The sequence below is a fragment of the Paucibacter sp. Y2R2-4 genome (assembly GCF_025717535.1).
Lineage (GTDB): Bacteria > Pseudomonadota > Gammaproteobacteria > Burkholderiales > Burkholderiaceae_C > Paucibacter_A.
This window is the reverse complement of sequence record NZ_JAJIRO010000001.1, coordinates 729,078-752,332: the sequence shown is the minus strand read 5'-3', so window position 1 is coordinate 752,332 and position 23,255 is coordinate 729,078. Positions and strand designations below refer to the sequence as shown.

Here is a 23,255-nt window from a genome sequence, read left to right as displayed (position 1 = left end):
ATCATGGCCTGGACACAAGACCAAATGGCGGCGCGTGCTGCCCAAGAGTTGGAAGACGGCTTTTATGTGAACCTGGGCATCGGCATCCCGACCCTGGTGGCGAACTTTGTGCCGGCAGACAAAGAAGTCTGGCTGCAAAGTGAAAACGGCATGCTGGGCATTGGCCCTTTCCCGACCGAAGACCAGGTGGACGCCGACCTCATCAATGCCGGCAAGCAAACCGTGACCACGATTGCAGGCTCGTCCATCTTTGGCAGCCAAGAGTCCTTCGCGATGATTCGCGGCGGCAAGATCAATCTGAGCATCTTGGGCGCCATGCAGGTCAGCGAGAAGGGCGACCTGGCGAACTGGATGATCCCCGGCAAGATGGTCAAGGGCATGGGCGGCGCCATGGATTTGGTGGCCGGCGTCAAGCGCGTGATCGTGCTGATGGAGCATGTGGCGCGCAAGAAAGACGGCACGACCGATATGAAGATCTTGCCCGCCTGCACCTTGCCGCTGACCGGCGTGGGTGTGGTGAATCGCATCATCACCGACCTGGCGGTGATGGATGTGACGCCCGCTGGCTTGAAGCTGGTGGAATTGGCCGAAGGCGTGACGCGCGAAGAAGTGCAGAGCAAGACCGGCGTGACTCTGATTTGAGTTTGATCAGAACTTGATCTGATTTTGACCGCCTCGGGCGGGGCTCGGTTCAGGCGGATCGAGCGCCCGAGAACATCCGCTGAACCCAAGGGCCTAGCTTCCACGCTGAGGCCCTTTTTTCTTGGGGCACATCTTGCGCCCCCATTTGCAGCAGCCGCTCGGCCAGCACCTTGAGCTTGGCTTGGCGTGCCGCTTGCAGCGGCGTGCATGCGTCGAACTCAGACGCTAGGTCGGGGTTGGCGCCGGCGTCGAGCAGAAACAAGGCAATTTCTTCTTGCCACGCCAAGGCACTGGCCACCAAGGGTGTGGACAGAAACTCGGGATGGGCGTAATTGACATCCACGCCGCGCCTCACGTGGTAGCGGACCAATTCGAGATCGCCTTCACAGGCCGCGTTGAACATCTCTTTCCAGTTGCCGCCGTCCATGGTTGCCACCTGCTTTGCATGTATGTGGGCGCAATGTAAGGGCAATCCATGCTGAGCAGGCTTAGGCCAATCCCGACAGGGATGGGCGTTCTTGCGCTTGTGTTGGTCGCTTGGCTGGCAGGACTTCCCTTAGCATTGAGCAAACTTCTGGAGCCACCATGCCAAGACTGCCCTTGCTCAAAGCGCTGACGCTTTGCCTTGCATCAGCTTTTTTGCCGGCTTTTTCGCCTGTCTTTGCGCAGCAAGCCTTGCCAGCCCAGCCCGTCTTTGATGCCGACTTGGCCCAGTCCGTCGGCGCAGACGATTACGGCATGCGCAAGTATGTGTTGGTGGTCCTGAAAACCGGCCCCAAGCCCATGCCCGCCGGGCCGGCTCGCGATGCAATGTTCAAAGGGCATTTCGCCAATATCAATCGACTCGCTGCCGAGGGCAAGTTGGCGCTAGCCGGGCCTTTTGATGGCGTGGACGGTTGGCGCGGCCTCTTCATCTTGGCGGTGTCAGACATTGAAGAAGCCAAGCAGTTGGCTGCCACCGACCCGGTGATCAGCAGCGGCGAGATGGTGGCCGAGTATCACAAGTATTACGGCTCGGCCGCGCTGATGCTGGTCAACCCGGCGCATGCCAAGGTGGCGAAGAAGAGTTTCTAAGCCCTGGGCTCGCGCCTCAGGTCTAAGGCGTCTTGGCCGCCGAGCGCTTGCCCAGCACCCAGATGCTGAGCAGCAGTAGGGCGCCGCCCAGCCATTGCTGCGCGTTCAAGTGTTGACCCAGCAGCAGGGCTGACAAGAGCACTGCCGTCAGCGGCTCCAGCAGAGTCGCCACGGTCAGCGCGCTGGGCTTCAAGCGTGCTGCACCCCAGCTGAAGGCCAGCAGCGCCAAGGCCGCGGTGACCACGCCCAGATACAAAAACCAGGCTTGCGGTGGTACGTCCTGAGGCCATGTGAGCGGCCGGTACAAGCCAAAGAGTCCCATGGCGGCGGCTGCGACCGTGGTCAAACAAGCGGTGGCTGGGCCAGCGCCCAAGGCAATGGAAATGCGGCCGCTGATCATGGAAAAGCCGGCATACAAAAAGGCCGAGGCCATAGAGAAGAGCACGCCCAGCCCCAGGCTGCCCGTGCCCTCGCGGGCAGGCTCCGCGCCATGTCGAGCCACGATCAGCACAGTGCCCAAGAGCGCGCCACCCAGGACCAAGAACAGTTGTAAATCGGCGCGTTCTTGTCCGCGTGCCACCGCCCAGGCGCTGACGATGACCGGCGGCAAGCACAGTGCAATCAAAGTGGGAATGGCAGCGCCGATTTGCTCGATGCCCAGAAACCACAGCAAGACATAGGCGGCCATGGCGACCCCGGCCAAGAGCACAGGCCCCAGCACCGGGCGCAAGCGTTGCCAACTGATGCTTCGCCCAAAGATTGCCAGCAGCACCACGGCGCCCACCAGAAAGCGCCAAAAAGAAATGTTCTCCGGCCTGAAGCCATGCCGGCTCACCAAGACATTCACCACCAAAGCCCCCGTGCCCCACAGCACACCCGCGGCGCAAGCTGCCACGAAGGCCAAAGGTGTGGTGGAGGAGGGTGAGGTCACAGAGGGGCTGCTGAGGCTCATGGAGATGGTGGGTCGGTGGAGGGTAGAGCCCGAGGGAACTCAAATTGGGCCGAGCAGCCAGCGGAGCAGCCTCAGCTCATCTTAGGCGGCTTTGTGCGCTGGCTCCTGCCCTTGAGTGATGAGTGAACGATTCTGTGAGGTCAAACTCCCGCCCCGCGGAAGTGGCGGGGCCTAAGGACGCATGCCAATCAACCAAGGCCGGATTTCAACCCGCAGCAAGCCGCTTTTGACGGCGGGGTCATCCATGGCGAAGGCTCGAATCTCTTGTTCGCTCAAGCCGGCGGCGGGAATCATCATCCCGCCGGCTTGCTCATCGAGGTGCGGCCCACCCAGCGCCAGTTTCCCTGCTGCCAACAACTGGCGGTAATGCGCGATATGGTCTTGCAGCCCAGGCTGTTCAAACAAGCTCTTGTCGGCTTGCCAGTTGGGCCCTGGGCGATGGAAGACCACATAGCGAATGTCTCGCGCTGGCACCGTGACATGGGGCTTTGGCGGCTCGGCAGTGGCTTGAGCCTGCAGCAAAGGGGCACTCAGCAACAGCGCGAATGCCAGGCCGCATTTGAAGGCTTTCTTGCTCACGGTTGAATCTCCTTGTGAGGCCGACCTATTGCGGCGCCATCCAATCGGCAGGCGGGCGAGCAAAGTGGCGGACGCGCCAAGCTGAGGCGATGCCGATGTCGTAACCGTGGACCAAACTGACCTGGATCACATCCAACGCTTTTGCCCCTTGGTGCTTGTCCAGCGCCAAGCGTGCCAGGCGCTGTGCACGCTCAGGATTGTCAATATCCTTGTCTTTGCAAAAAGCGGTGATGCTCAAGAAATGACGGTTCTTTTGGCCTGAATCCACCGAGGAGTTAGAGACAGAAAAGCTCTCTCCTTGGTTGAGGCTTGCAGTCATGAGCCAAGGCTCCGCACTCAAGGCCTGTTGAACTTGCATCAGTTGCGCAAACGGTGAGCCCGCCGACCATGGGCTCAACAAGACAGGCGCGAGGCCCGCGAGTGCGAGCAAGCTTGCGCACGCTGCGAGGTGCCGCTGCTTAGGGGCGCAGGCCACGAGCGTGGCTCGCGGCTGCGCTTCGACGCTGTTGACCACAAAAGCGCCGACCAGCAGATCGTGCACAGACTGGCGGCTGGGGCGATTGAAAACCAGCAAATACAGCAGGCTGAGACCCAGACCAAAGACAGCCATAGAGATCAGCGACACCCAGGGCTGGGCATACATCGAGGCTGAAAACTGTGCATTGTTCGGAAACCAAGCCAGGCCCAGCGGCATGAATCTCAGCAAAGAGCGCCCGACCGAGAGCGCCTCGCCCTCGGCATCTTGCACTCGGATTTTCAGCAGCCGTTTGCCCGGCGTCTGGCCTCCGCTGAGTTTGCTGTCCAGCAGGCCGAAATAGACCAAGGAGATGAAGAAGCCCAGCAGTCGACCCCAGGGACCCAGAGCCACCAGTTGTTCGGTCAAGAGTGAGCCCAAGGCAATGCCGATGCAGCCGAGGATCAGGCAGTCGATCGCAAAAGCGCCAACTCTTCGCCAAAAGCCAGCGAAGCCCACAGCAGAAGGTGCGGTGTTCTGGGCGACAGCCAGGGTTGGTGTGAGTGAATCCATGGGCCGTCAGTTTCCAGCATTAGGGTTACAGGCGCACTAGGGCGAGACCCGGGCTGAAAGTGCCTTGAAGGGCGGTCGGAGTGGCGCCTTGAGTCTCAGCGATTGGCTTCTTTGATGAAGCCGTCTTTTGCTGCTATTGCGATGCCGGCCGCGGCGGCAATCGGATCTCAAGTAGCTTGGGCCAGATTCCGCCGGAGGCACAGTGCAGTGTTCGGCCCCGTACAGTGGACGCCGTTGAAAAACGCTAGCTCCGCTATGGGAATCGCCGGCCTTGCTAACAGCCCCTTGAAAAGCCGAGGCACCTGCGGGGAAATACCCAGTTAGATTTCGCCAAAACTTCATCGCCGCCAAGGTCAATGCTGGCAACATAGCGGGCCACCCAGCTCAGTGCCCAGCCCCTTTTCGGGTTTGTAACAAACGTCGCTTTTGTCGGCAAGAATAATGCGGTACGAAACAGCAGCTCATCAGAAGAAAAGGCTTTGCCATCAAGCACTTGCCTCTGCTTTCGCGGAGCCGGTTATGACGACACCGGCTTTGTTATGCGGCGTTGGGCTGCGATATACAACACGTTAGGCCTCAATTTCAGCAGGCGCATTCGTAGCGAGTTCAGTCTTTCACCTATTCTCATGGTCGAAAATTCAAACAAGACCCCGCCGCGGAAGATGCGTGCTATTTTGGGTTTGCTCGGTGGGGCATTGGTTGCCGCCATAGCGGGAATCACAATGGAAATGCTCGGCAGAAACATTGGTGGAATCCGAGAAGACCCGTTTAGATTTAGCGCGCTGGTTCCACTCGTATTCGGTGCTTTCAGTTGCCTTGTTTTTCTGCCAATTGTTTGCGCCATTCATTCGAGAGTGAGGCGCGGAAGCGGGGCAGTTTGGCTGCCAACAATCCTGATATCCGTGATTACGACAGCGATTCCATTGATGTTTCCTGGCAAACAGACAAGTCTCGTTGTTCTAGGCATTTCCACTTTTTTTACTGTCGCAATTCCACTATCACTTTCCACGCTTGCGGCAGTCCGTATTTGGCGACTTCCATGAGCTGCGTATATGGTCAATACCTGAGGCCTAACCGGTCACTCGAGTGGACCTCCGCCAGCTGGCCGCGCTACGCTGCCTGTAAATTCTCAGCTTCGCGCGGCCAACTGGCTTCGGCCGCTCAGCTCGAACGTTAGGCCGCACAGTCTCTGGAGGTGCTCATGCAAGAAATCTTTTCTCTTCTCGGTATCGCCAGCGCGCTGGCCATTGGAGCAATCAGTCCAGGGCCTAGCTTTGTCATGGTGGCAAGGGCTGCGGTCTCAGCATCGCGGTCAAGCGGTGTCGCCGCTTCGCTTGGCATGGGGTGTGGTGCCGTCCTCTTCGCTTCGGCAGCGCTGCTGGGGTTGCAAGCAGTTTTCTTGGCGGTGCCAGCTCTGTTCATAGGCCTCAAGGTTCTAGGCGGTCTGTATCTTTGCTACCTCGGCTACCGCATCTTCTCTGGCGCCAACGAGCCACTCCAAGTCAATGGCAAATCCTCCAGCCAGAAGCTCTCTTTGCGCCGCCACTTCTTGCTTGGGCTCACCACACAAGTGAGCAATCCAAAAACCGCGATCGTCTATGCCAGCGTTTTTGCGGCTTTCCTACCAAGTAACTATTCAGCGCCGTTCGCGCTCGCACTGCTTTGCACCATCTTTGTCGTTGAGGCTGGCTGGTACGCCATAGTCGCAATACTTCTATCCTCGTCAGGGCCTCGTCGTGTCTATCTTCGAGGCAAGGTCTGGGTCGATCGAACGGCCGGCGCTGTCATGGTGGGTTTGGGGTTAAAGCTCATTTCCTCTATGCATCGCGGGTAGTGCCGAGTGCGGCCGAAAACACGTTAGAGCGCACCAAGACTGGCCCTGAATGCTCTCCAAATTCATCCTTTTTTCGGCGGAACGATCGCTATGTCGCTGACCTGGCTCTTTGCAGCAGTGTGGCTGACAGCGGCATGTTGCGACCTGGCAATGCAGGACGGCATGCTAGCTTCTGTCTCTTGCGTATTGCTTCTTGCGGCTGCCGTGGTTTCTTGGAAGCTCTTCGTTAAGCAAGGTGCGGACAGTAAAAATGCGCTCTAACTGGTCGCTCGAGCGGACCTCCGCCAGCTGGCCGCGCAACGCTGTCTGTATGGTTTCTGCTCCGCGCGGCCAGCTGGCTGCGGCTCCTGAGCTTCATCGTTGGCCGTCATGAGAGTTCCGATCACAGTTCCGACCGAGCATCTGCGGGCCAGAGTATGTGCGCGCCCAGTTTTGGGTGCGATTAATTCCGGACTTTGGCTGGCAGTGCTCAGTTTGGCTGTGTCCGTGCTGACGCTGCTTTTTCTTTCCGTGGTGCTTCCTCGTGAGGATTGGGGGCCATCGGCCGGCTCGGCTCTAGGGACGCTCTCTCCGGGCCTTCTGTTTTTCGTCGCCGTCCTCTGGGTGCCGGTCTTCGAAACATTGCTTGGTCAGGTGGTTCCGGTGGAAGTTGCCAATCGCTTCGGCGGCAGCTCCCTTGTCTGCATCATCATCAGTGCCGCGTTGTTTGGGGTGGGCCATTGCGTCAATGGCGGGCTGGCGCACGGCGTCGCGACCTTTTCCACCGGGCTGGTCTTTGCAGGCAGCTATCTGCTCGCCCGGCCAAGTGGCATGTTTCCCGCCTTCCTTGCCGCGTTTACGACCCATGCTGCACATAATTTCATGTTGCTGTTCGTTGTTGCCAGCTTGTTTCCGCAGTGGGCTTAGGCATGTTGGCTATGCTGTCTTTAAGGACAGCCCAGCAATGCAAGCTCCAATAGCAAGACCTGACCCTGGGGGGCTTTTGGGCACCCGTCAAGCGGGGCTGTTGGAAGAGCCTGGTGTTTGGGCTGGCTCACCCGCTAAGGCTTGTAGCGCTTGACCCGTCAGCCGGTAGTAGACCTTCTCGGTCACATGCTCGGCACCCAGGCGCTGATAGAAGGACATGGCGCCGGTGTTGCTGGATTCGGTGGTCCAGTCGAAGCGAATGCAGTTTCTTTGCAAGGCATAAGCGGCGAGGTAGCGCATCAATTGCTCGCCCAGGCCCCGCGAACGCCAACGCTGGCGAGCAAACAGATCCATCATGATGAGCTGGCCTCTTTGCTGCCGCGCAGGGTAGAGCAAGGAGAAAGTTGCCAGCGCGGCGACCTCATCTCCATCCTGCGCGACGACGATCTGAACCCCTGCATCCGCTGCCAAGATCCCGTGCTTCAGGCTCTGCGTGAGCGCTTCGATGCTCGCGCCTTGTGCGCCGAAATAATGCTAATCCTGTTCGCGCATGGCTTGCACCAGAGCTGGGAACAGACTTTGATCAAAGGCTTGAATGTGCACCGGCAGTTCCTCGAAGATGCTTGCAAGCTTTATTGCGTCAAGGGCCTCGGCAGCAGCCGAATCTCAAACAGCTTGGGCCAGAGTTTGCCGGTGACAAAGAGGCGTTTTTTGGCCGCGTCATAGGCGATGCCGTTGAGCACATCTTCGCTGCCGCGGGCCGCACCAGAGCGCTTGAGCAAGCCGCTGAGGTCGATGACGCTGTGGACCTGGCCGGATGCTGGGTCGATGCGCACGATCAAGTCGCTTTGCCAGACATTGGCATAGATCTGGCCCTCTACCCATTCCAGTTCATTGAGTTGCTCGACCGGGCGGCCGAGGGCGGTGACGGGCAGGCGTTTGACTTCCTTCATCGTGGCCGGGTCGAAGAAGCGCAGGGTGGCCGTGCCGTCGCTGAGAACCAGGTGCTTATCGTCGTGCGTCAGCCCCCAGCCTTCGCCGCTGTAGCTGAATTGGCGCTTGAGCTTGAAGGTCTTGAGGTCCCAGACAAAGCCGGTTTGCGACTGCCAGGTCAGGCTGAAAAGCTCGTCCTTCCAAGCTGTCATGCCTTCGCCAAAGTACTGCTGAGGGATGTCGGCTTTTTGCAGCACTTTGCCGCTCTCCAGTGCCACCTTGCGGATCGAGGAGCGGCCGTTCATGCCAGTGCTTTCATACAGCACACCGTCGCGGAACAGCAGGCCTTGGGTGAAAGCGTCTGGGTCATGCGGATAGCTGTTCACCACCACTGCATCAAAAATCGGCAAGCGCACGCGTTGGGCTTGTGCGGGCTGCGCTTGCAGCAGCAAGGCCGCGATGAATGCCAAGCTGAGCTTCCAGGGCAGGGCCCAAAGTTGGCTTGTGTTGAAGCGGGGGAGGTTGATCAAATCTTGCAATTGAGGCGTCCGTTCAGGGGCTGCGGGCAGCCGGGCTGGTGCAAAAGGAGGGCGTAGCGGCGCGTATTTCACCATCTCTGGTGCGGGGCTCTGTTCAGCTTCGGGCCAAGCGAGGCATCTCGGATGCTGGCGGGGAGTGGGCAGTGATGCGTTGCGGCTACAGATCGCACCAATTTTTCAGTCCTACTTAAATTTGTAAATGAGAACGGTTATTATTTAGTTCTTGTCGAGAGAGTCAACCCAGGTCGTCCCCAGGTAAGGCGCGCAAGGCGCCAGCGCTCGAAGTTTTCACTATCCATTCGTTTGCCGGGATCCGACCTCATGTCCGCATTTATCAAGAGCCGCAAGCACGCGGCTTCGTCTCCTTCTCTGTCTCCGTCTTTGTCTGGCGTTAGCGCCGCAGTGTCTGTGTTGGCGCTGAGCCTGCCCTTGGCCGCCATGGCGCAGCAGGCCGCAGCATCCAAGACAGAAGAAGCCTTGCCCATCGTGCGTGCCAAGGCCAAGGCCATCACCGAAAACGAATTCAAGGCCGAAGCCGCCTCCAGCGCCAAATTCGTCAAGCCGCTGCTGGAAACACCGCAGACCATCACCGTCATCAACAAAGAGTTGCTGCAGCAACAAGGCACCGCCTCTTTGAGCGACGCGCTGCGCAACACCCCCGGCATCACCTTCACCCTGGGTGAGAACGGCAACACCAACACCGGCGACACCGTCTTCATGCGCGGCTTTGATGCCAGCGCCAATATCTTCGTGGACGGCGTGCGCGATCTGGGCGGCATCACCCGCGACACCTTCAATGTAGAAGCGGTGGAAGTGGTGAAGGGCCCAAGCGGCGCCGACAACGGCCGCGGCTCGCCCAATGGCTATATCAATATGGTCAGCAAGAAGGCGCAGCTGCGCGACTTCGCCGAAGGCTCGGCCCAAGTCTCCAGCGGCAGCCGCGTGCGCCTGAGCGCCGACCTGAACAAAAAGCTGGACTTGGGTCTGCCCGGCGCCGCCTTCCGCCTGAATGCCTTCAGCGACCGCGGCAATGTGCTCGGCCGCGATGTGATCGAGCGCAATCGTTGGGGCGTGGCGCCCAGCCTGACCCTGGGCTTGGGCACTTCGACCCGCGCCACGCTGAGCTATCTGCATGTGAGCCAAGACGCCACGCCCGATGGCGGCGTGCCCGGCGTGGGCCTGATGGGCTTCACCAGCGCCCCGGTCTACAAGACCTTGGCCGGCGCGACCGCCACGCCCGCCACCGGCGCGGTCACCGTGACCGACATCAAACCAGTTTCGCGCAGCAATTTCTACGGCAGCGCGAGCGACTTCGACAAGACCACCGCGGACATGCTGACGGTGCAACTGGAGCATGACTTCGCGCCCGGCAGCACCTTGCGCAATACCACCCGCCTGGGCCGTACCCAGCAAGACCTGGCTCTCACCAACACCATCATCAGCTCTGGCAATTGGGCCATCGTTGGCGATGCGGCCAAGCCGGAAACTTGGACCGTCGGCCGCCTGCGCCTGGGCCGCGACCAGCGCAACCAGATTCTGGCCAACCAAACCAATCTGAGCACCGGCTTCACCGTGGCCGGCATCAAGAACAATATCAGCACCGGGATTGAGCTGACGCATGAGCAGCAAAACACCGCCGGCTTCAGCTACACCAACACCGACGGCGACCGCGCCAACTTGTATGCGCCCAAGGCGAGCGACAAGTTCGCCGTGCTGAGCCGCAATGGCGCCAGCACCGAAGGCAGCACCACCACGGCCGCAGCCTATGTGTTTGACACCCTGGACCTGACGCCCAGCCTGCAGCTGAGCGCCGGCCTGCGTTTCGAGCGCTATCGCACCGAGTACACCAGCATTGCGGCACCTGCCACGCCGGCGGTCGCTTCGACCACCTATGCCAAGAGCGACAGCTTGAGCAGCGGCAAAGTGGGTCTGCTCTACAAGCCCAGCGAGAACGGCAGCGTCTATCTGTCTTACTCCACCTCGCAAAAGCCTCCAGGCAGCGACAACTTCGCCCTCAGCAGCGCGGCGCCTAGCGGCAGCACGAACTCGATCAGCATCAACGCGCCGAACCTGAAGCCCCAAGAAGCTAGCAATCTGGAGCTGGGCACCAAATGGGATCTGCTGGACAAGCAATTGCTGCTGACCGCCGCCTTGTTCCAGTCAGAAAACAAGAACGAACTGGCCCGTGCCAGCAATGCTGCAGGTGATGTGACCCAATACGGCAAAAAGACGGTCAAGGGCCTGGAGTTGGGCGCGGCCGGTGCGGTGTCCAACAATCTGCAGCTGCAAGCCGGTCTGGTGTGGATGGACAGCAAGGTGGACCAGGCGGCCGTGGTCGCCCCCGGCAGCATTGACACCCAAACCGGTGCCGAGCTGGTCTACACGCCCAAGCTGAGCTTCACCTCCTGGGTCAACTACCGCTTGAGCGAAGGCGTCTTGCAAGGCCTGAGCCTGGGTGGCGGCGCGCGCTACACGGCCAGCCAGACCACCCAAGTCAATAACGGCGCGGCTCCTGTGAGCGGTATGGACGGCATCCCCAGCTACTGGGTGTTTGACGCCATGGCCGCCTACGAGATCAACAAGCAGATCGGCCTGCAGTTCAACGTGGCCAATCTGACCGACAAGTTCTACTTTGCTGCCGTCAACAGTGGTCGCAACCGCTTCACCGTTGGCGCGCCGCGCAGCTATAGCTTGTCGCTGAACGTCAAGTACTGATCGGCTCAGGCGGGCAATTCGCAAGTAAAGAGGCAGGGTCCAGATGTTGCTGCATATCGAGGGCGTTCTCAGCAAGGCCGAGGTGGGCGAGTTCCGCCAGAAGCTGGCTGCTGAGGGCGAGTGGGTGGATGGCCGCGTGACCGTGGGCCAACAAGGCGCGCAGGTCAAGCGCAACCAGCAGCTGCGTCCGGGCTCGGCCCTGGCGCAGGAGCTGGGCCAGCGCATCCAGCAAAAGCTGGCGGCGCACCCGCAGTTCTTCTCGGCGGCGCTGCCACTGCGCACCCTGTCGCCTTTGTTCAATCGCTATGCCGGTGGCGGCCATTACGGCCTGCATGTGGACGGGGCGGTGATGAACCAGCTGGGCAGCATGCAACTGCTGCGCAGCGATGTCTCCACCACCTTGTTCCTGAGCGAACCCGACGAGTACCAAGGCGGCGAGCTGGAGGTCAAAGACACCTATGGCCTGCACGAGGTCAAGCTGCCCGCCGGTGACTTGGTGCTGTACCCCTCCACCAGCCTGCATCAGGTCTTGCCGGTCAGCGAGGGCGAACGGGTGGCGGCCTTTTTCTGGACGCAGAGCATGATCCGCGACGACGCTCGCCGCGCCATGCTGTACGAGCTGGACCAGTCCATCCAAAGCTTGCGCGGCCGCTACGGCGAGATCGAAGAGGCCGTGGCCTTGAGTGGCCACTATCACAACCTCTTGCGTCAATGGGCGGAGTTATGAGCAGCGGACTGAGCACCCGGGTGGCGGATGTGCCAAACCAGCATGCCGCGCCTGCGCAGCATGCCGCGCAACAAGCCCTTCAGCAAGCTGAGAAGGCCACGAAGAAGAGCCAAGCGGCTTACCTGAAGTCCTTGCATCTCTGGCACTGGGTCAGCTCGGCCATCAGCCTGGTGGCCTTGCTGATGTTCAGCGTGACCGGGGTGACGCTGAACAACGCAGGCTTGTTTGAGTCCAAGCCCAGCGTGCAAAGCGGTCAAGGGCAACTGCCCGAGCCGCTGCTCCAAGAACTGCTGAAGCATAAGCCGGCTGAGCGCCGCGCCGAGCTGCCGCAGGCCAGCCGCCAGTGGTTGCGTGAGCAATGGGGTTTCAAGTTGGACGGCGTGGCGGCCGAATGGTCCACGGATGAGGTCTATCTGCCAATGCCGCGCGCTGGGGGCGACGCTTGGCTGCGCATCGCTTTGCCCGATGGTGCGGTCGAGTTTGAGCGCAGCGACCGGGGTGCGATTGCCTATCTGAATGACTTGCACAAGGGCCGCCACACCGGGCCGGTGTGGAGCTGGTTCATCGACCTGTTTGGCCTGGCCTGTTTGGTCTTCGCCATCACGGGTTTGTTGATTTTGAAGATGCATGCCGCCAAACGCCGCAGCGTTTGGCCTCTGGTGGCAGCAGGCCTGGTCTTGCCGGCTCTGTTGCTGATGGTTTTTGTTCACTGAAGTGAAACCATGAAAACACAAATAAACTTCTCTCAAGGTCTGCTGCTGGGCGCAGCGGGCTTGGTTTTGCCGTTGAGCTCGGCCTGGGCGGCTGATTTGCAGCTGAGCTTGGAGATCCCGCGTCTGAATGTGGCCGAGTACCACCGGCCCTATGTGGCGGTCTGGCTGGAGAACTCAGAAAAAGCGGGTGAGGCGATTCCTCTGGCCGTCTTGTACGACCAGAAAAAAGCCAATAACGCCGGCATCAAATGGCTGCCTGATTTGCGCCAGTGGTGGCGCAAGGGCGGGCGCGATCTGAGCATGCCCATGGACGGCGTCAGCGGCGCCACTCGTGCAGTGGGCGAGCACAAGCTCAACCTGAGCAAGCAAGTCGCCAATTTGCCGGCCGGCAAGTATGAGGTGGTGGTGGAGGCCGCACGCGAAGGCGGTGGCCGCGAGGTGCAGCGCCTGGCCTTGCAGTGGCCGCCGAAAGCGCCAAACCAAGTGAGCGCTCAAGGCGAGCATGAGTTGGGCGCTTTGGCCTTGCAGTTCAAACCCTGAATTTCTACGCCTGAATTTCGACGGAAAGAAGCCGATGAAAACAATGACTAGCAAGCTCAGCATGAGCGCCTGGGCCGTGCTCTTGGGTCTGGCCCTGCAAGCCCCCGCGCAAGCGCACCGCACTTGGCTGCTGCCGCAAACCGCGCATATCAGTTCCGCCGGCAACGCGGCCAGCCGCCCTGCGATGGTGACGGTGGACGCGGTGGCCTCGGAGGAGTTGTTTGAGTTTGAACATGCGCAGCAACTGGGCACGGTCTTGATCTTGGCGCCGGACGGCAAGGCGATTGCGCCCGAAGGCACCAGCAGCGCCCGCCACCGCAACAGCATCGACATCAAGCTGGAGCAAAGCGGCAGCTACCGCATCAGCAACAGCGCCGAATCGGTGTTCGCTAGCTACAAGCTGGGCGGCGAAACCAAGCGCTGGCGCGGCAAGCCGGCCGATATGGCCGCGCAAATCCCGGCCGAGGCGCCAGAGCTGCAAGTGACGCAGACCTTGATGCGCAGCGAGACCTTTGTCAGCAAAGAGCGCGCCACGCTGCCGCCTTTTGCCCGCCAAAGCCAAGGCCTGGAGTTGCAGGCCCTGAGCCCGGTGACCGATTTGAGCGACGGCGACAGCGTGCATCTGCGGGTACTGGCCGACGGCAAGCCACTGGCCGGCGCAGATGTGACCGTGCTGCGCGGCGGCAGCCGCTACCGCTACAAGCTCGGCGAGATGAGCTTCAAGACCGATGCCAATGGCGAGCTGCGCATCACCTGGCCGGAGGCCGGCCGCTACTGGCTGGGGCTGGGCCATGAGGTGGCTGCCGTCAAGGCTGAGGGCGACAAGGCGGCACAGCCGGCCAAGCGCTACCGCTACAGCGCCACTTTTGAGGCCTTGCCGAAGTAAAGCGATTCCTGTGCAGAGTTTGAACGTCAAAGCCGCAACGCAGGCCGGTGCTTCGCCGCGCTGCGTACTGATGCCCCGCGAAATCGATCCAGCGGGCCCCATGCTGGGTGAAGTGCTTTACCAGCTGCAGGGCCGCAGCATGGGCACCAGCTGGTGCGTCAAGTTCTACGGCCCGCGCGGTCTGGACATCCAGCCGGTGCAAGCCGGTTTGGAAGCCGGTCTGGCCGAGGTGGTGGCACGCATGAGCCCCTGGGAGACCGAGTCCGATTTGAACCGCTTTGCGCGTACACCCTCGGGCGCCTGGCTGAGTTTGTCGCAGAGCACCTGGGAGGTGCTGGGCCATGCCCTGCACGTGGCGCGTGCCAGTGGCGGCGCTTTTGATCCGACGGCGGCGGCGCTGGTGCGCGCCTGGGGATTCGGTGCCGGCAAGCGCCATGACGAGCCCGGCTTTGTGGAGCCTGAGGAGCCCGCCTGGGGCGAGCGCTTGGGTCAAGCTTTAAGCTGGCAAGACCTGACCCTGCGCGAGGCCAGCCGCGAGCTCTGGCAACCCGGCGACTTGGAGCTGGACTTCTGTGGCATCGCCAAGGGGTATGCGGTGGATCGTCTCTCGGCCTATTTGCTGGCCTGCGGGCTGCCGCATCATTTGGTCGAGGTGGGCGGTGAGTTGCGCGGCTGTGGCCGCAAGCTGGACGGCCAACCCTGGTGGGTGCAACTGGAAGGCGTGCCGGACTCCTGGGGCCTGCCCGAGACGGTGCTGGCCTTGCATGGCCTGTCGGTCGCCACCTCGGGCGACTATCGCCGCGGCTATGTCGACGCCCAGGGCCAGCGCCGTTCGCACACGCTGGACCCGCGCCGCCGCGCGCCGGTGGCCCATGGCCTGGCCAGCGTCAGCGTGGTGCACAGCAGCTGTTGCCTGGCCGATGCCTGGGCCACAGCCTTGCTGGTCTTGGGCCCACAGGCCGGGCCGGCCCTGGCCACGCAGCAAGGCTTGGCGGCCTTGTTTGTGATCCGCGAAGAAGGCCCCAGCTGGGAGCAGCCCCATCATGGCGAGCCGCATTGGCGCGAGGTGCAAAGCCCGGCCTTGCGCGCCATGGTGTGTGATTGAGAAGAAAACTCCGCTGACTACGTAGTCCAGCGGAGTGTCGGGGCCCGCGACTGGGTCTAGGATTCCTGAGCTACCCACTCTTGGCGCCTCGACATGTCCCTTTTTGCTGCTGCTGCCGCTCCTCTCAAGCCGCTTAGGCCAGCTTTGCTGGCTTTGCCGCTGATCCTGCAGCTGACGGCCTGCAACACTCAACCCAGCGTACCGGACTCCGCAGCAGCAAGAGCCGCCGCCGTGCCGGTGCAGCCCGAAGGCCCCAGCGGATGGAATCAAAAGCCCGGGTGGACCGTGCAGCGATTTGCCGTGGCCGCCGCCCATCCGCTGGCGGCCGAGGCCGGCTATGAAATTCTCAAGGCTGGCGGTAGCGCGCTCGACGCAGCCATCGCCACCCAACTGGCCCTGACCCTGGTCGAGCCGCAGTCCAGCGGCATTGGCGGCGGCGCCTTTTTGATGCACTGGGACGGGCAAAAAGTGCAAGCTCTGGACGGCCGCGAGACCGCGCCCGCCGCTGCCGATGAAAAGCTCTTTCTGCTGCCCGACGGCAAGCCGATGAACTATCTGCAGTCCGTGGTCGGCGGCCGCTCGGTGGGCACGCCGGGCTTGTTGCCAATGCTGGAGCAGGCCCATCGTCAGCACGGCGTGCTGCCTTGGGCGCGGCTGTTCGAGCCGACCATTCGCTTGTGTGAGCAGGGCTTTGAGCTCAGTCCGCGCATGCATGCCATGTTGATGGGCGACTCGCATCTGGCCCGCGACCCGGTGGCCGGCAAGTACTTCTTCGGCGCGGATGGTCAGCCGCTGCCGATCGGTACCAAGCTGCGCAACCCGGCCCTGGCGCAGGTCTTGCGCCAGATCGCGGCAGGCGGGGCCAAGGCTTTTATGCGCGGCCCGGTGGCGGCCGATATCGTGCGGCGCGTGCGTGGCCACGCCGGCAACCCCGGCCTCCTGAGCGAGGCCGATATGGCCGCCTACCGCCCCAAGGCGCGTGAGGCGATTTGCACGGATTGGCGCGAGACTTGGCGCATCTGCGGCTTCCCGCCACCGTCCAGCGGGCATCTGACGGTGATGCAAATTCTGGGCATGCTGCCGCAGCAAGACCGAGGCCAAGCGCTGGCTGCTGGCATTCCGAGTACCGCCTGGCTGAATCGTTATGCCCAGGCCGCCAATCTGGCCTATGCCGACCGGGCGCAATACATTGCCGACCCTGACTTTGTGGCTGCGCCGGCCGGTGACTGGCGTAGCCTGTTGGCGTCCGACTATTTGCGCGAGCGCGCCGGCCTGATCGGCGAACGCAGCAGTGGCCCCGCCAAGGCGGGCCAACCCGGTCCGCTGCGCGTCAGCTATGCGCCGCAAGGCGCACAGCCGGAATACGGCACCAGCCATCTGAGCGTGGTGGATGCCCAAGGTCGCGCGGTGTCGCTGACCACCACCATCGAGTCGGTGTTTGGCGCCCGCATCATGAGCGACGGCGGCACCGGCTTGGCCGGCGGCTTCATGCTGAACAACCAGCTGACCGACTTCGCCCTGAACCCGCGCGATGCCGCCGGTCGGCCGGTGGCGAATCGCCTGGAGCCCGGCAAACGGCCGCGCTCCAGCATGTCGCCGACCTTGGTGTTCGACCGGCGTGATGGGCGACTCTTGATGACGCTGGGCGCGCCGGGCGGCTCGGCCATCATTCACTTTGTGGCCAAGAGCTTGATCGCCAGCCATGACTGGGGCATGGACTTGCAGCAAGCCTTCTCGCTGCCCAATTTCGGCGCTTTCAATGGCCCGACGCTGTTGGAGAAAGACCTGTTCCCGGCCAGCACCGCAGCCGGTCTGCGCGCCTTGGGCCATGAAGTGCTGGAGCGCGACCTGACCAGCGGTCTGCACGGCATTCAGCGCAGTGATTTGGGCGCGCCCGGGCAAAAGAAGAACAGCGGCTGGTTGGGCGCGGCCGACCCGCGCCGCGAGGGCGCGGTCAGGGGCGAGTGAAGCCTTGAGTTTGGTGCTTCAGCGCTGCTGCACCAGGCTTTGCAGCTGGCGCAGCAGGGAGGGTTGGCGCCCGGTCAGTTGCGCGGTGATGGCGCTCTTGAGTGGCGGCAGATGCTGCGCCATTTGCAGCACACCGCGGCGCAGCAGGCGCGCGGCCGGGCGGTCGTCGGTGAACAGCTGCACCACCGCATTGGTGCCTTGATAGATCGCCCAAGTCTTGCGCCGGTGTGCGCTGGCATAACGCTCCAGCAGCGCTGCGTCGCCGAGGTCTTGGCCGGTTCGGTGGGCGCTGGCCAAAAGCTGAGCCAGGGTGTCCACGCCGTAAAGCCCAAAGTTGTAGCCATGCGCCGTGACCGGGTGCATGCCCACGGCGGCATCGCCAATCAGGGCAAAGCGCGCGCTGCTGAATCGGTGGGCATAGCTGGCGACCAAGGGGTAGAGGTGGCGGGTGCTGGCCAAACGCAGCTCGCCCAGCCTGCCTCGCACCTCGGTGCGCACCCAGGCCATGAATTGCTCTTCGTCCCACTGCAGCATGGCGTTGGCGCGGTCGGCCGGCAGGGTCAGCACCAGCGAGCTGCAATCGCCGTTCAGCGGCAGCAGGGCCAGGGTGTGGCCGTAGTGAAAGCACTCCAGCGCAATGCCCTGATTGGGCTGGCTGTGGTGCAGCCGGCAGACCAGCACGCTGCGGCCAAAGTCGCGCATCTGCGCGCCAATGCCGGCCTGGCGCCGGGTGGCGGAGAAGCGGCTGTCGGCGGCAATCACCAGCGGCGCACCCAGGCGCTCGCCATCGGCCAGGCTCAGATGCGCAGCGTCTGAGTTCAGCGTCAGCTGGCTGACGCGGGTGTCGGCGCGCAGGGTGATCAAGTCAGAGCGTTTGAGCGCGCCTTGGTAGGCCACGCGGCGCAGCCAGTGGTTGGCCACCAAGCTGCCGAGCTGCTCGCGGCCCGAGCCTTGGGCATCAAAGCCCAGATAGTCGCGGCCCTCGCCGTTGAAGACATGGGCGCGTTTGAGCGGGGCGATTTCGCTGGGGGGCAGGTCTTGCCATTGGCCGAGCTTTTGCAAGACGGCCATGCCGGCGTGGGTCAGCGCGATCTCGCGGCCGTCTTCTGCGGGCTCGGCCAAGGCGCTCAGCGGCGCGGCTTCCAGCACGCAACTCTTGATGCCGGCATCGGCTAGCGCGCAAGCCATGCTCAGGCCGGCGGGGCCGGCGCCGACGATCAGCACATCGGCGCGCGTGGGGTAAGAAGGGGTCATGCAAAGCACTCATCAAGCTCAATCCCGCCAGCCTAGCGGGACTGAGTATCTAGAGGCTTGATCTGAGTCAGCGACGCGTTCTTAAGGCCAAGAAAGCCAGCACCGCGATGCCCAGATAGAGCAGGCCGCTCCAGATCTCGTAGCCCAGGCCCAAGAGCCGGTATTGGGCCGCATCGGCGCAGGTGGCGGTGACCATGAAGACCGAGGGCCACAGGGTTTCCAGATCCAGGCCGCTGACGATGCGGTCGGCCAGGGTCAGGTCGCACGAGGCCAGCTTGTTGGCCACTTCATGTTGAAAGCCCGCCGCCGCCACGCCCGCCACGGCCAAGGCCAGCACCAAAATCAGTCCCAGGCTGCGTAGCAGGCGTTGGCCTCGAAGCAGCCAGGCCAGGCCTGCCACCAGGCCGATCAGCAGGAACACGCCGCGCTGCATCACGCACCAGGCGCAGGGACGAATGCCGAACTGATGTTGGGCGATCAGGGCCGCGCCCAGGGCGGCCAAGCTGCCCAGGCTGATCAAGGCCAGAGCTTGGGCTGGAAACTTCGAGGGCTTGAGGAACATCAGTCGGCCGCCAGTTCCACGATCAGGTCGATCTCAACGCAAGCGCCCATCGGGGTCTGTGCCACGCCAAAAGCGCTGCGCGCATGGGCGCCAATCTCGGGGCCGAAGACTTCGGCCAGCAACTCGGAGGCGCCATTGGTGACCAGATGCTGTTCGGTGTAGTCGGAGGTGCTGTTGACCAAGCTCATCAGCTTGACGATGCACTTGATCTTGCCCAGATCGCCGGTGGCGGCGTGCAGGGTGCCCATCAGGTCGATGGCAATGGCGCGTGCGGCGGCCTTGCCGGTGGCGGTGTCGGTATCGCGGCCGAGTTGGCCCACCCAGGGCTTGCCGTCCTTCTTGGCGATATGGCCCGAGATGAAGAGCTGGTTGCCACTGCGCACAAAAGGCACATAGGCGGCCACCGGCACGGCCAGCGGCGGCAGTTCAATGCCCAGGGACTGAAGCTTGGCGTAGACGGGGGAGGTGCTGGTGCTGCTCATGATGGACGACTTTCGCGTGAAGGCTCTTAGCCCACAAGGGGCCACGCCTGTGTTGAATGGGGCTCGAATCGCAGCGAACGAATGGCTACGATCGGGTGGCGCGCATCCTACACCGAGCGCTGCTTGCCGCCGATCCTCATCCATCGCCTTCTCCATGGGCACAGCCACGTCAGACAAGCCTCTCGGCCAGGTTCAACTGGCCATGGCAGGCTGCGCCTGGCTCTTGGCTTTGGGTCTCTTGCTGCATTGCGAGCGCTTGCCGAATGCGGCCGAGTGGGCGGGCTTGCTGCTCGTCTTGTTCGTGCTTTTCGTGCTCTTGAGTGCGAGCTGGCTTACGGCTCGGCGTGGGCTGGCTTTTGGGGCGGGCCTGTGTCTAGCGGCGGGTTTGGCGGCCTTCACGCAAGGTGCGTGGCGGGCCGAGATGCGCTTGGCCGAGCATTTGCCCGAGGCCTGGGAGGGGCGAGACCTGCGCTTGATCGGTCGTATCGATTCGCTGCCCGCGCAGGTTCTCGGTGTGACCGGCTTGCCTGGTTGGCGCTTTGAGTTCGAAGTGATCGCTGCAAGAGATAGCGGCAAGAGCGATGCCGCCGGTCAAGACTTGCGGGCCGTCTTGCCGAGTCGCCTGGCACTGTCTTGGTATGGCGAAGAGGCCCGCCCGCCGCTCTTGCGGGCCGGCGAGCAATGGGAATTGACCGCTCGGCTCAAACGTCCGCACGGCCTGATGAACCCGCATGGCTTTGACACCGAGTTCTGGCTGTTTGAGCAAGGCCTGCGTGCCACCGGCGTGGTGCGAGGAGCGAACCAGGGCGAGCCGCCGCGGCGCTTGGCCGCTTCCCCCTGGTGGGGCTGGGATGTCTGGCGCCAGCGCCTGCGCGAGGCCTTGCTGCGCCAGGTGCCCGACCCCGCGGTGGCCGGTGTGTTGGCGGCGCTCAGCCTGGGGGACCAGGCGGCGATCTCCAGCCAAGACTGGGCCTTGTTTCGCAACACCGGGGTCAGTCATTTGCTCAGCGTCAGCGGCCTGCATGTGACCATGTTTGCTTGGTTGGCTCAGATGCTGGTGGCGAGTTTGTGGCGGCGCAGCGCCCGGCTTTGCCTGCGTTGCCCCGCGCCCACGGCGGCGCTCTGGATGGGGGCGATGGCGGCCTTGGCCTATGCCTTGTTCTCCGGCTGGGGCGTGCCGGCCCAGCGCACCGTTTGGATGCTGCTGAGTCTGGCCTTGCTGCGCAGCTTGGGCCTGCGCTGGCCCTGGCCTTTGTGCCTCTTGGCGTCTGCGTTGCTGGTCACGCTGATCGACCCTTGGGCGCTCGGGCAAGCGGGCTTTTGCTTGTCGTTTGCGGCGGTGGGTTTGTTGATGGCGGCTGGCGATGGCGAAGCTCAGCCGCGCCACTGGAGAACTCAGCTGCGCCAGGGCCTGCGCAGCCAATGGGTGGCCACCTTGGGTTTGGCGCCTTTGAGTCTGCTGTTCTTTCAGCAGATTTCCTTGGTGGGCCTCTTGGCCAATCTGGTGGCCATCCCCCTGGTCAGTTTCGTCATCACCCCGCTGGCTTTGGCCGGGGCGTTGCTGCCGGGCTTGTGGTGGCTGGCCGAAGTGGCGGTGCGGGCCTTGATGCTGGGTTTGCAGACCTTGGCGGCCTGGCCTTGGGCGGTCTGGTTTGTTGCCGCTGCGCCGCTTTGGGCACAGGCCTTGGGGCTGGCTGGCGGCAGTCTCCTGGTCCTGCCACTGCCTTGGCGCTTGCGTTTATGCGGCTTGGGCCTGGCCTTGCCCTTGCTTTGGCCCGCGCCGCCGCGCCCGCCGGCCGGCGAGTTTGAACTGCTGGCTGCAGATATCGGCCAAGGCACGGCCGTGCTGCTCCGCACCGCGAGTCATCAGTTGCTCTATGACAGCGGCCCGGCTTATGGACCGGTCTCAGATGCAGGGCAGCGCGTGCTCTTGCCCTTGATGCGCGCGCTCGGCGTGAATCATCTGGACACCTTGTTGCTCAGCCACCGCGACAGCGACCATGTGGGCGGCGCCGCCTCCATCTTGGCCGGCATGCCGGTGCACACGCTGCTGAGCTCTTTGGAGCCCGGCCATCGGCTCTTGAGCGCTGCTCAAGCACGCTCGCAGCGCTGCGAGCAGGGCCAAAGCTGGACCTGGGATGAGGTGCGCTTTGAAGTCTTGCACCCGCCGCCCGAGTTTTACGAAGCCAGCCCCGCGCACAAGAGCAATGCCATGTCCTGTGTGCTGCGGGTGAGTTCTAGCAGCGGCCGCAGCGCCTTGCTGACCGGGGACTTGGAAGCGCCGCAAGAGCAGGCGCTGGTCGCGGAGCAATCCAAGGGGCGAATCAATTTGCAGAGCGAGGTCTTGATCGCGCCCCACCATGGCAGCAAAACCTCCTCCAGCGAGGCCTTCTTGGCCGCCGTGGCGCCGCGTGTGGCTGTTTTTCAAGCCGGCTACCGCAACCGCTTTGGCCACCCGGCGCTGAGCGTCTTGGCGCGCTATCAGGCCCAAGGCATCGCGACTCGGCAGCAGGCCGCTTGTGGCGCCTGGACTTGGCAGAGTGGCTCAGGCACCGAGCGCTGTCAGCGCGAGGAGCGGCGGCGCTTCTGGCACCTGAGCCCGGTGATTTCTCAGCCCGCCGAGCCCACGGTGGCCGGCCCATGGCCGCAAGTGATGCCTGCTGAGGAAGCCGAACTGTTGAGCCCGCCTTAGTTGCTGGCTGGCGCCGCCCGCATCGTCTTCAAAGCCCGCCCCATCTCGATCACCGCCATCGCGTAATAGCTGGACCAGTTGTAGCGCGTCAGGGCATAGAAGTTTTCGGTGCCCAGCCAATAGCTCGGCGCCGCGCTGCCGTTTTGCAGCTCGACCACGGCCAGTGGGCCGACATGCTCCTGCGCGGCTTCTGAGGGCAGGGCGCCGTTTTCGCGCAACTGGGCCACGCTGAAGGTCGGCTTGATATCGGGCGCCAAGAGCAGGGCGCGCGCCGAGGTTTCCACCGGTAAGGCCACGCTGTAGTGCGTGGGCATGCCACGCTGCCAGCCGAAGGCGGCGAGGTAGTTGGCGACGCTGCCGATGGCGTCTTCTGCGCTCTGGATCGGGTTGGCGTGGCCATCGCCATCAAAGTCGACGGCATAGCGGTTCCAACTGCTGGGCATGAACTGCGGCCAGCCCATGGCGCCGGCGTAAGAGCCCTTGACGGCCAGCGGGTCCAGGCCTTCGCGGCGGCAGAGCTTCAGGAATTCGACCAACTCATTGCGGAAAAAAGCGCTGCGGTCGCTGCGTCCGCTGGGGAAGTCAAAAGCCAAGGTGGCCAGCGCATCCAGTACATGAAAGCCGCCGGTGATCTGGCCGTAAAAAGTCTCCACGCCGATCAGGCCGGCGATCAGCTCGGCGGGCACGCCGTAGCGGGCTTCAGCGCGCGCCAGCGGGGCGGCGTATTGCTCCCAGAATGCCAAGCCGGCCTGCAGGCGGCGGGGCTCGACAAAGCGGGCTCGGTAGGCGGCCCAGTCTTTGGCCGTGCCGGCCGCGGCCGGCATGATCAGGCGCTGCACCGCGGGCACGCTGCGGGCCTGGGCCAAGGTGGATTGCAGCTCATGAAGCTCCCAGCCTTGTTCATGGGCCAGGGTGGCTGCAAAAGCCATCAAGTCCGCGCGTTCGCCAAAAGGTTTGGCCGGAGCGTCTTTGCTGGTCTTGTGTGCGGCCTTGGCGTTTGTCTTGGCCGCCGATGCCTTGGGCTTGGCGCTCTTCTTCTTGACGGCACTAGGCGGCTTGTTGGCTGCGGGCTCCGCATGGGCGCCGGGGCTAAAAAACAAGCTGGCGCTCAAGAGAGCGGATGGG

The 23,255-nt window shown here is 62.9% G+C and carries 22 protein-coding genes; 12 read left to right on the top strand and 10 right to left on the bottom strand.

The window, feature by feature from the left end:
* Positions 1-3 precede the first annotated feature (3 nt).
* Complete coding sequence (locus LNV06_RS03255; protein WP_263536796.1) at positions 4-642, top strand: 3-oxoacid CoA-transferase subunit B; 639 nt, start codon at positions 4-6, stop codon at positions 640-642.
* Between the two features lie 49 nt (positions 643-691).
* Here LNV06_RS03255 and LNV06_RS03250 read toward each other — a convergent pair whose 3' ends face one another.
* Positions 692-1,069 (bottom strand): ankyrin repeat domain-containing protein, encoded by a 378-nt coding sequence (locus LNV06_RS03250; protein WP_263536795.1) that lies wholly within the window; start codon positions 1,067-1,069, stop codon positions 692-694.
* A 158-nt stretch (positions 1,070-1,227) separates the two neighbouring features.
* Here LNV06_RS03250 and LNV06_RS03245 point away from each other — a divergent pair, with 158 nt between their 5' ends.
* Positions 1,228-1,716, top strand: a complete 489-nt coding sequence (locus tag LNV06_RS03245; protein WP_263536794.1) for a YciI family protein — start codon at positions 1,228-1,230, stop codon at positions 1,714-1,716.
* A 22-nt stretch (positions 1,717-1,738) separates the two neighbouring features.
* Here the strand turns inward: LNV06_RS03245 and LNV06_RS03240 are convergent, their stop codons facing one another.
* The 3 genes from LNV06_RS03240 to LNV06_RS03230 all read right to left on the bottom strand — a co-directional run bounded on the left by LNV06_RS03240 (position 1,739) and on the right by LNV06_RS03230 (position 4,274).
* Positions 1,739-2,668 carry a DMT family transporter gene (locus LNV06_RS03240; RefSeq protein WP_263536793.1) on the bottom strand — a complete coding sequence of 310 codons (930 nt, stop codon included), beginning with the start codon at positions 2,666-2,668 and terminating at the stop codon, positions 1,739-1,741.
* Positions 2,669-2,839: 171 nt separating this feature from the next.
* Positions 2,840-3,247, bottom strand: coding sequence for a YciI family protein (locus LNV06_RS03235; RefSeq protein ID WP_263536792.1), 408 nt, complete (start codon positions 3,245-3,247; stop codon positions 2,840-2,842).
* Between the two features lie 25 nt (positions 3,248-3,272).
* Positions 3,273-4,274, bottom strand: a complete 1,002-nt coding sequence (locus LNV06_RS03230; RefSeq protein WP_263536791.1) for an RDD family protein — start codon at positions 4,272-4,274, stop codon at positions 3,273-3,275.
* Between the two features lie 1,201 nt (positions 4,275-5,475).
* On the opposite strand from LNV06_RS03230, the gene LNV06_RS03225 reads away from it, so the two are divergent.
* Both LNV06_RS03225 and LNV06_RS03220 read left to right on the top strand, forming a co-directional pair.
* On the top strand, positions 5,476-6,108 hold the full coding sequence (locus LNV06_RS03225; protein WP_263536790.1) for a LysE family translocator: 633 nt from the start codon (positions 5,476-5,478) through the stop codon (positions 6,106-6,108).
* Between the two features lie 369 nt (positions 6,109-6,477).
* Positions 6,478-7,014, top strand: a complete 537-nt coding sequence (locus tag LNV06_RS03220) for a CPBP family glutamic-type intramembrane protease (protein ID WP_263536789.1) — start codon at positions 6,478-6,480, stop codon at positions 7,012-7,014.
* A gap of 87 nt (positions 7,015-7,101) precedes the next feature.
* Here LNV06_RS03220 and LNV06_RS03215 read toward each other — a convergent pair whose 3' ends face one another.
* Both LNV06_RS03215 and LNV06_RS03210 read right to left on the bottom strand, forming a co-directional pair.
* Positions 7,102-7,500 (bottom strand): GNAT family N-acetyltransferase, encoded by a 399-nt coding sequence (locus LNV06_RS03215; RefSeq protein WP_505190984.1) that lies wholly within the window; start codon positions 7,498-7,500, stop codon positions 7,102-7,104.
* A 146-nt stretch (positions 7,501-7,646) separates the two neighbouring features.
* Complete coding sequence (locus tag LNV06_RS03210; RefSeq protein WP_263536787.1) at positions 7,647-8,486, bottom strand: glutaminyl-peptide cyclotransferase; 840 nt, start codon at positions 8,484-8,486, stop codon at positions 7,647-7,649.
* A 321-nt stretch (positions 8,487-8,807) separates the two neighbouring features.
* Between LNV06_RS03210 and LNV06_RS03205 the strand changes: the two genes are divergently transcribed.
* The 7 genes from LNV06_RS03205 to LNV06_RS03175 all read left to right on the top strand — a co-directional run bounded on the left by LNV06_RS03205 (position 8,808) and on the right by LNV06_RS03175 (position 17,140).
* Positions 8,808-11,201 (top strand): catecholate siderophore receptor Fiu, encoded by a 2,394-nt coding sequence (locus tag LNV06_RS03205; RefSeq protein ID WP_263536786.1) that lies wholly within the window; start codon positions 8,808-8,810, stop codon positions 11,199-11,201.
* Between the two features lie 43 nt (positions 11,202-11,244).
* Entirely contained in the window at positions 11,245-11,928 is a 684-nt protein-coding gene (locus tag LNV06_RS03200) for a Fe2+-dependent dioxygenase (protein ID WP_263536785.1), read from the top strand.
* Positions 11,925-12,641 carry a PepSY-associated TM helix domain-containing protein gene (locus LNV06_RS03195; RefSeq protein WP_263536784.1) on the top strand — a complete coding sequence of 239 codons (717 nt, stop codon included), beginning with the start codon at positions 11,925-11,927 and terminating at the stop codon, positions 12,639-12,641. Before LNV06_RS03200 ends, LNV06_RS03195 begins: the two co-directional genes overlap by 4 nt.
* A 9-nt stretch (positions 12,642-12,650) precedes the next feature.
* Positions 12,651-13,181, top strand: a complete 531-nt coding sequence (locus tag LNV06_RS03190) for a DUF2271 domain-containing protein (protein ID WP_263536783.1) — start codon at positions 12,651-12,653, stop codon at positions 13,179-13,181.
* Positions 13,182-13,215: 34 nt separating this feature from the next.
* Positions 13,216-14,067 (top strand): DUF4198 domain-containing protein, encoded by an 852-nt coding sequence (locus tag LNV06_RS03185; RefSeq protein WP_263536782.1) that lies wholly within the window; start codon positions 13,216-13,218, stop codon positions 14,065-14,067.
* A gap of 10 nt (positions 14,068-14,077) precedes the next feature.
* Positions 14,078-15,172: an FAD:protein FMN transferase gene (locus tag LNV06_RS03180; RefSeq protein ID WP_263536781.1), complete on the top strand. Its 1,095-nt coding sequence runs from the start codon at positions 14,078-14,080 to the stop codon at positions 15,170-15,172.
* A gap of 93 nt (positions 15,173-15,265) precedes the next feature.
* Complete coding sequence (locus LNV06_RS03175; protein ID WP_263536780.1) at positions 15,266-17,140, top strand: gamma-glutamyltransferase family protein; 1,875 nt, start codon at positions 15,266-15,268, stop codon at positions 17,138-17,140.
* A gap of 18 nt (positions 17,141-17,158) precedes the next feature.
* Here the strand turns inward: LNV06_RS03175 and ubiM are convergent, their stop codons facing one another.
* From ubiM to LNV06_RS03160, 3 genes are all read right to left on the bottom strand, one after another.
* On the bottom strand, positions 17,159-18,394 hold the full coding sequence (ubiM, locus tag LNV06_RS03170) for a 5-demethoxyubiquinol-8 5-hydroxylase UbiM (RefSeq protein WP_263536779.1): 1,236 nt from the start codon (positions 18,392-18,394) through the stop codon (positions 17,159-17,161).
* 67 nt (positions 18,395-18,461) lie between these two features.
* Entirely contained in the window at positions 18,462-18,956 is a 495-nt protein-coding gene (locus LNV06_RS03165) for a disulfide bond formation protein B (protein WP_263536778.1), read from the bottom strand.
* The gene (locus tag LNV06_RS03160; protein ID WP_263536777.1) at positions 18,956-19,438 is read right to left on the bottom strand and encodes a RidA family protein; all 483 of its coding nucleotides are present in this window, start codon (positions 19,436-19,438) and stop codon (positions 18,956-18,958) included. The genes LNV06_RS03165 and LNV06_RS03160 overlap by 1 nt, the downstream gene beginning before the upstream one ends.
* A 154-nt stretch (positions 19,439-19,592) precedes the next feature.
* Here LNV06_RS03160 and LNV06_RS03155 point away from each other — a divergent pair, with 154 nt between their 5' ends.
* Positions 19,593-22,130 carry a DNA internalization-related competence protein ComEC/Rec2 gene (locus LNV06_RS03155; RefSeq protein WP_263536776.1) on the top strand — a complete coding sequence of 846 codons (2,538 nt, stop codon included), beginning with the start codon at positions 19,593-19,595 and terminating at the stop codon, positions 22,128-22,130.
* On the opposite strand, the gene mltB is transcribed toward LNV06_RS03155, so the two are convergent.
* Positions 22,127-23,242, bottom strand: coding sequence for a lytic murein transglycosylase B (mltB, locus tag LNV06_RS03150; protein ID WP_263536775.1), 1,116 nt, complete (start codon positions 23,240-23,242; stop codon positions 22,127-22,129). The genes LNV06_RS03155 and mltB overlap by 4 nt on opposite strands.
* Positions 23,243-23,255: the final 13 nt, after the last annotated feature.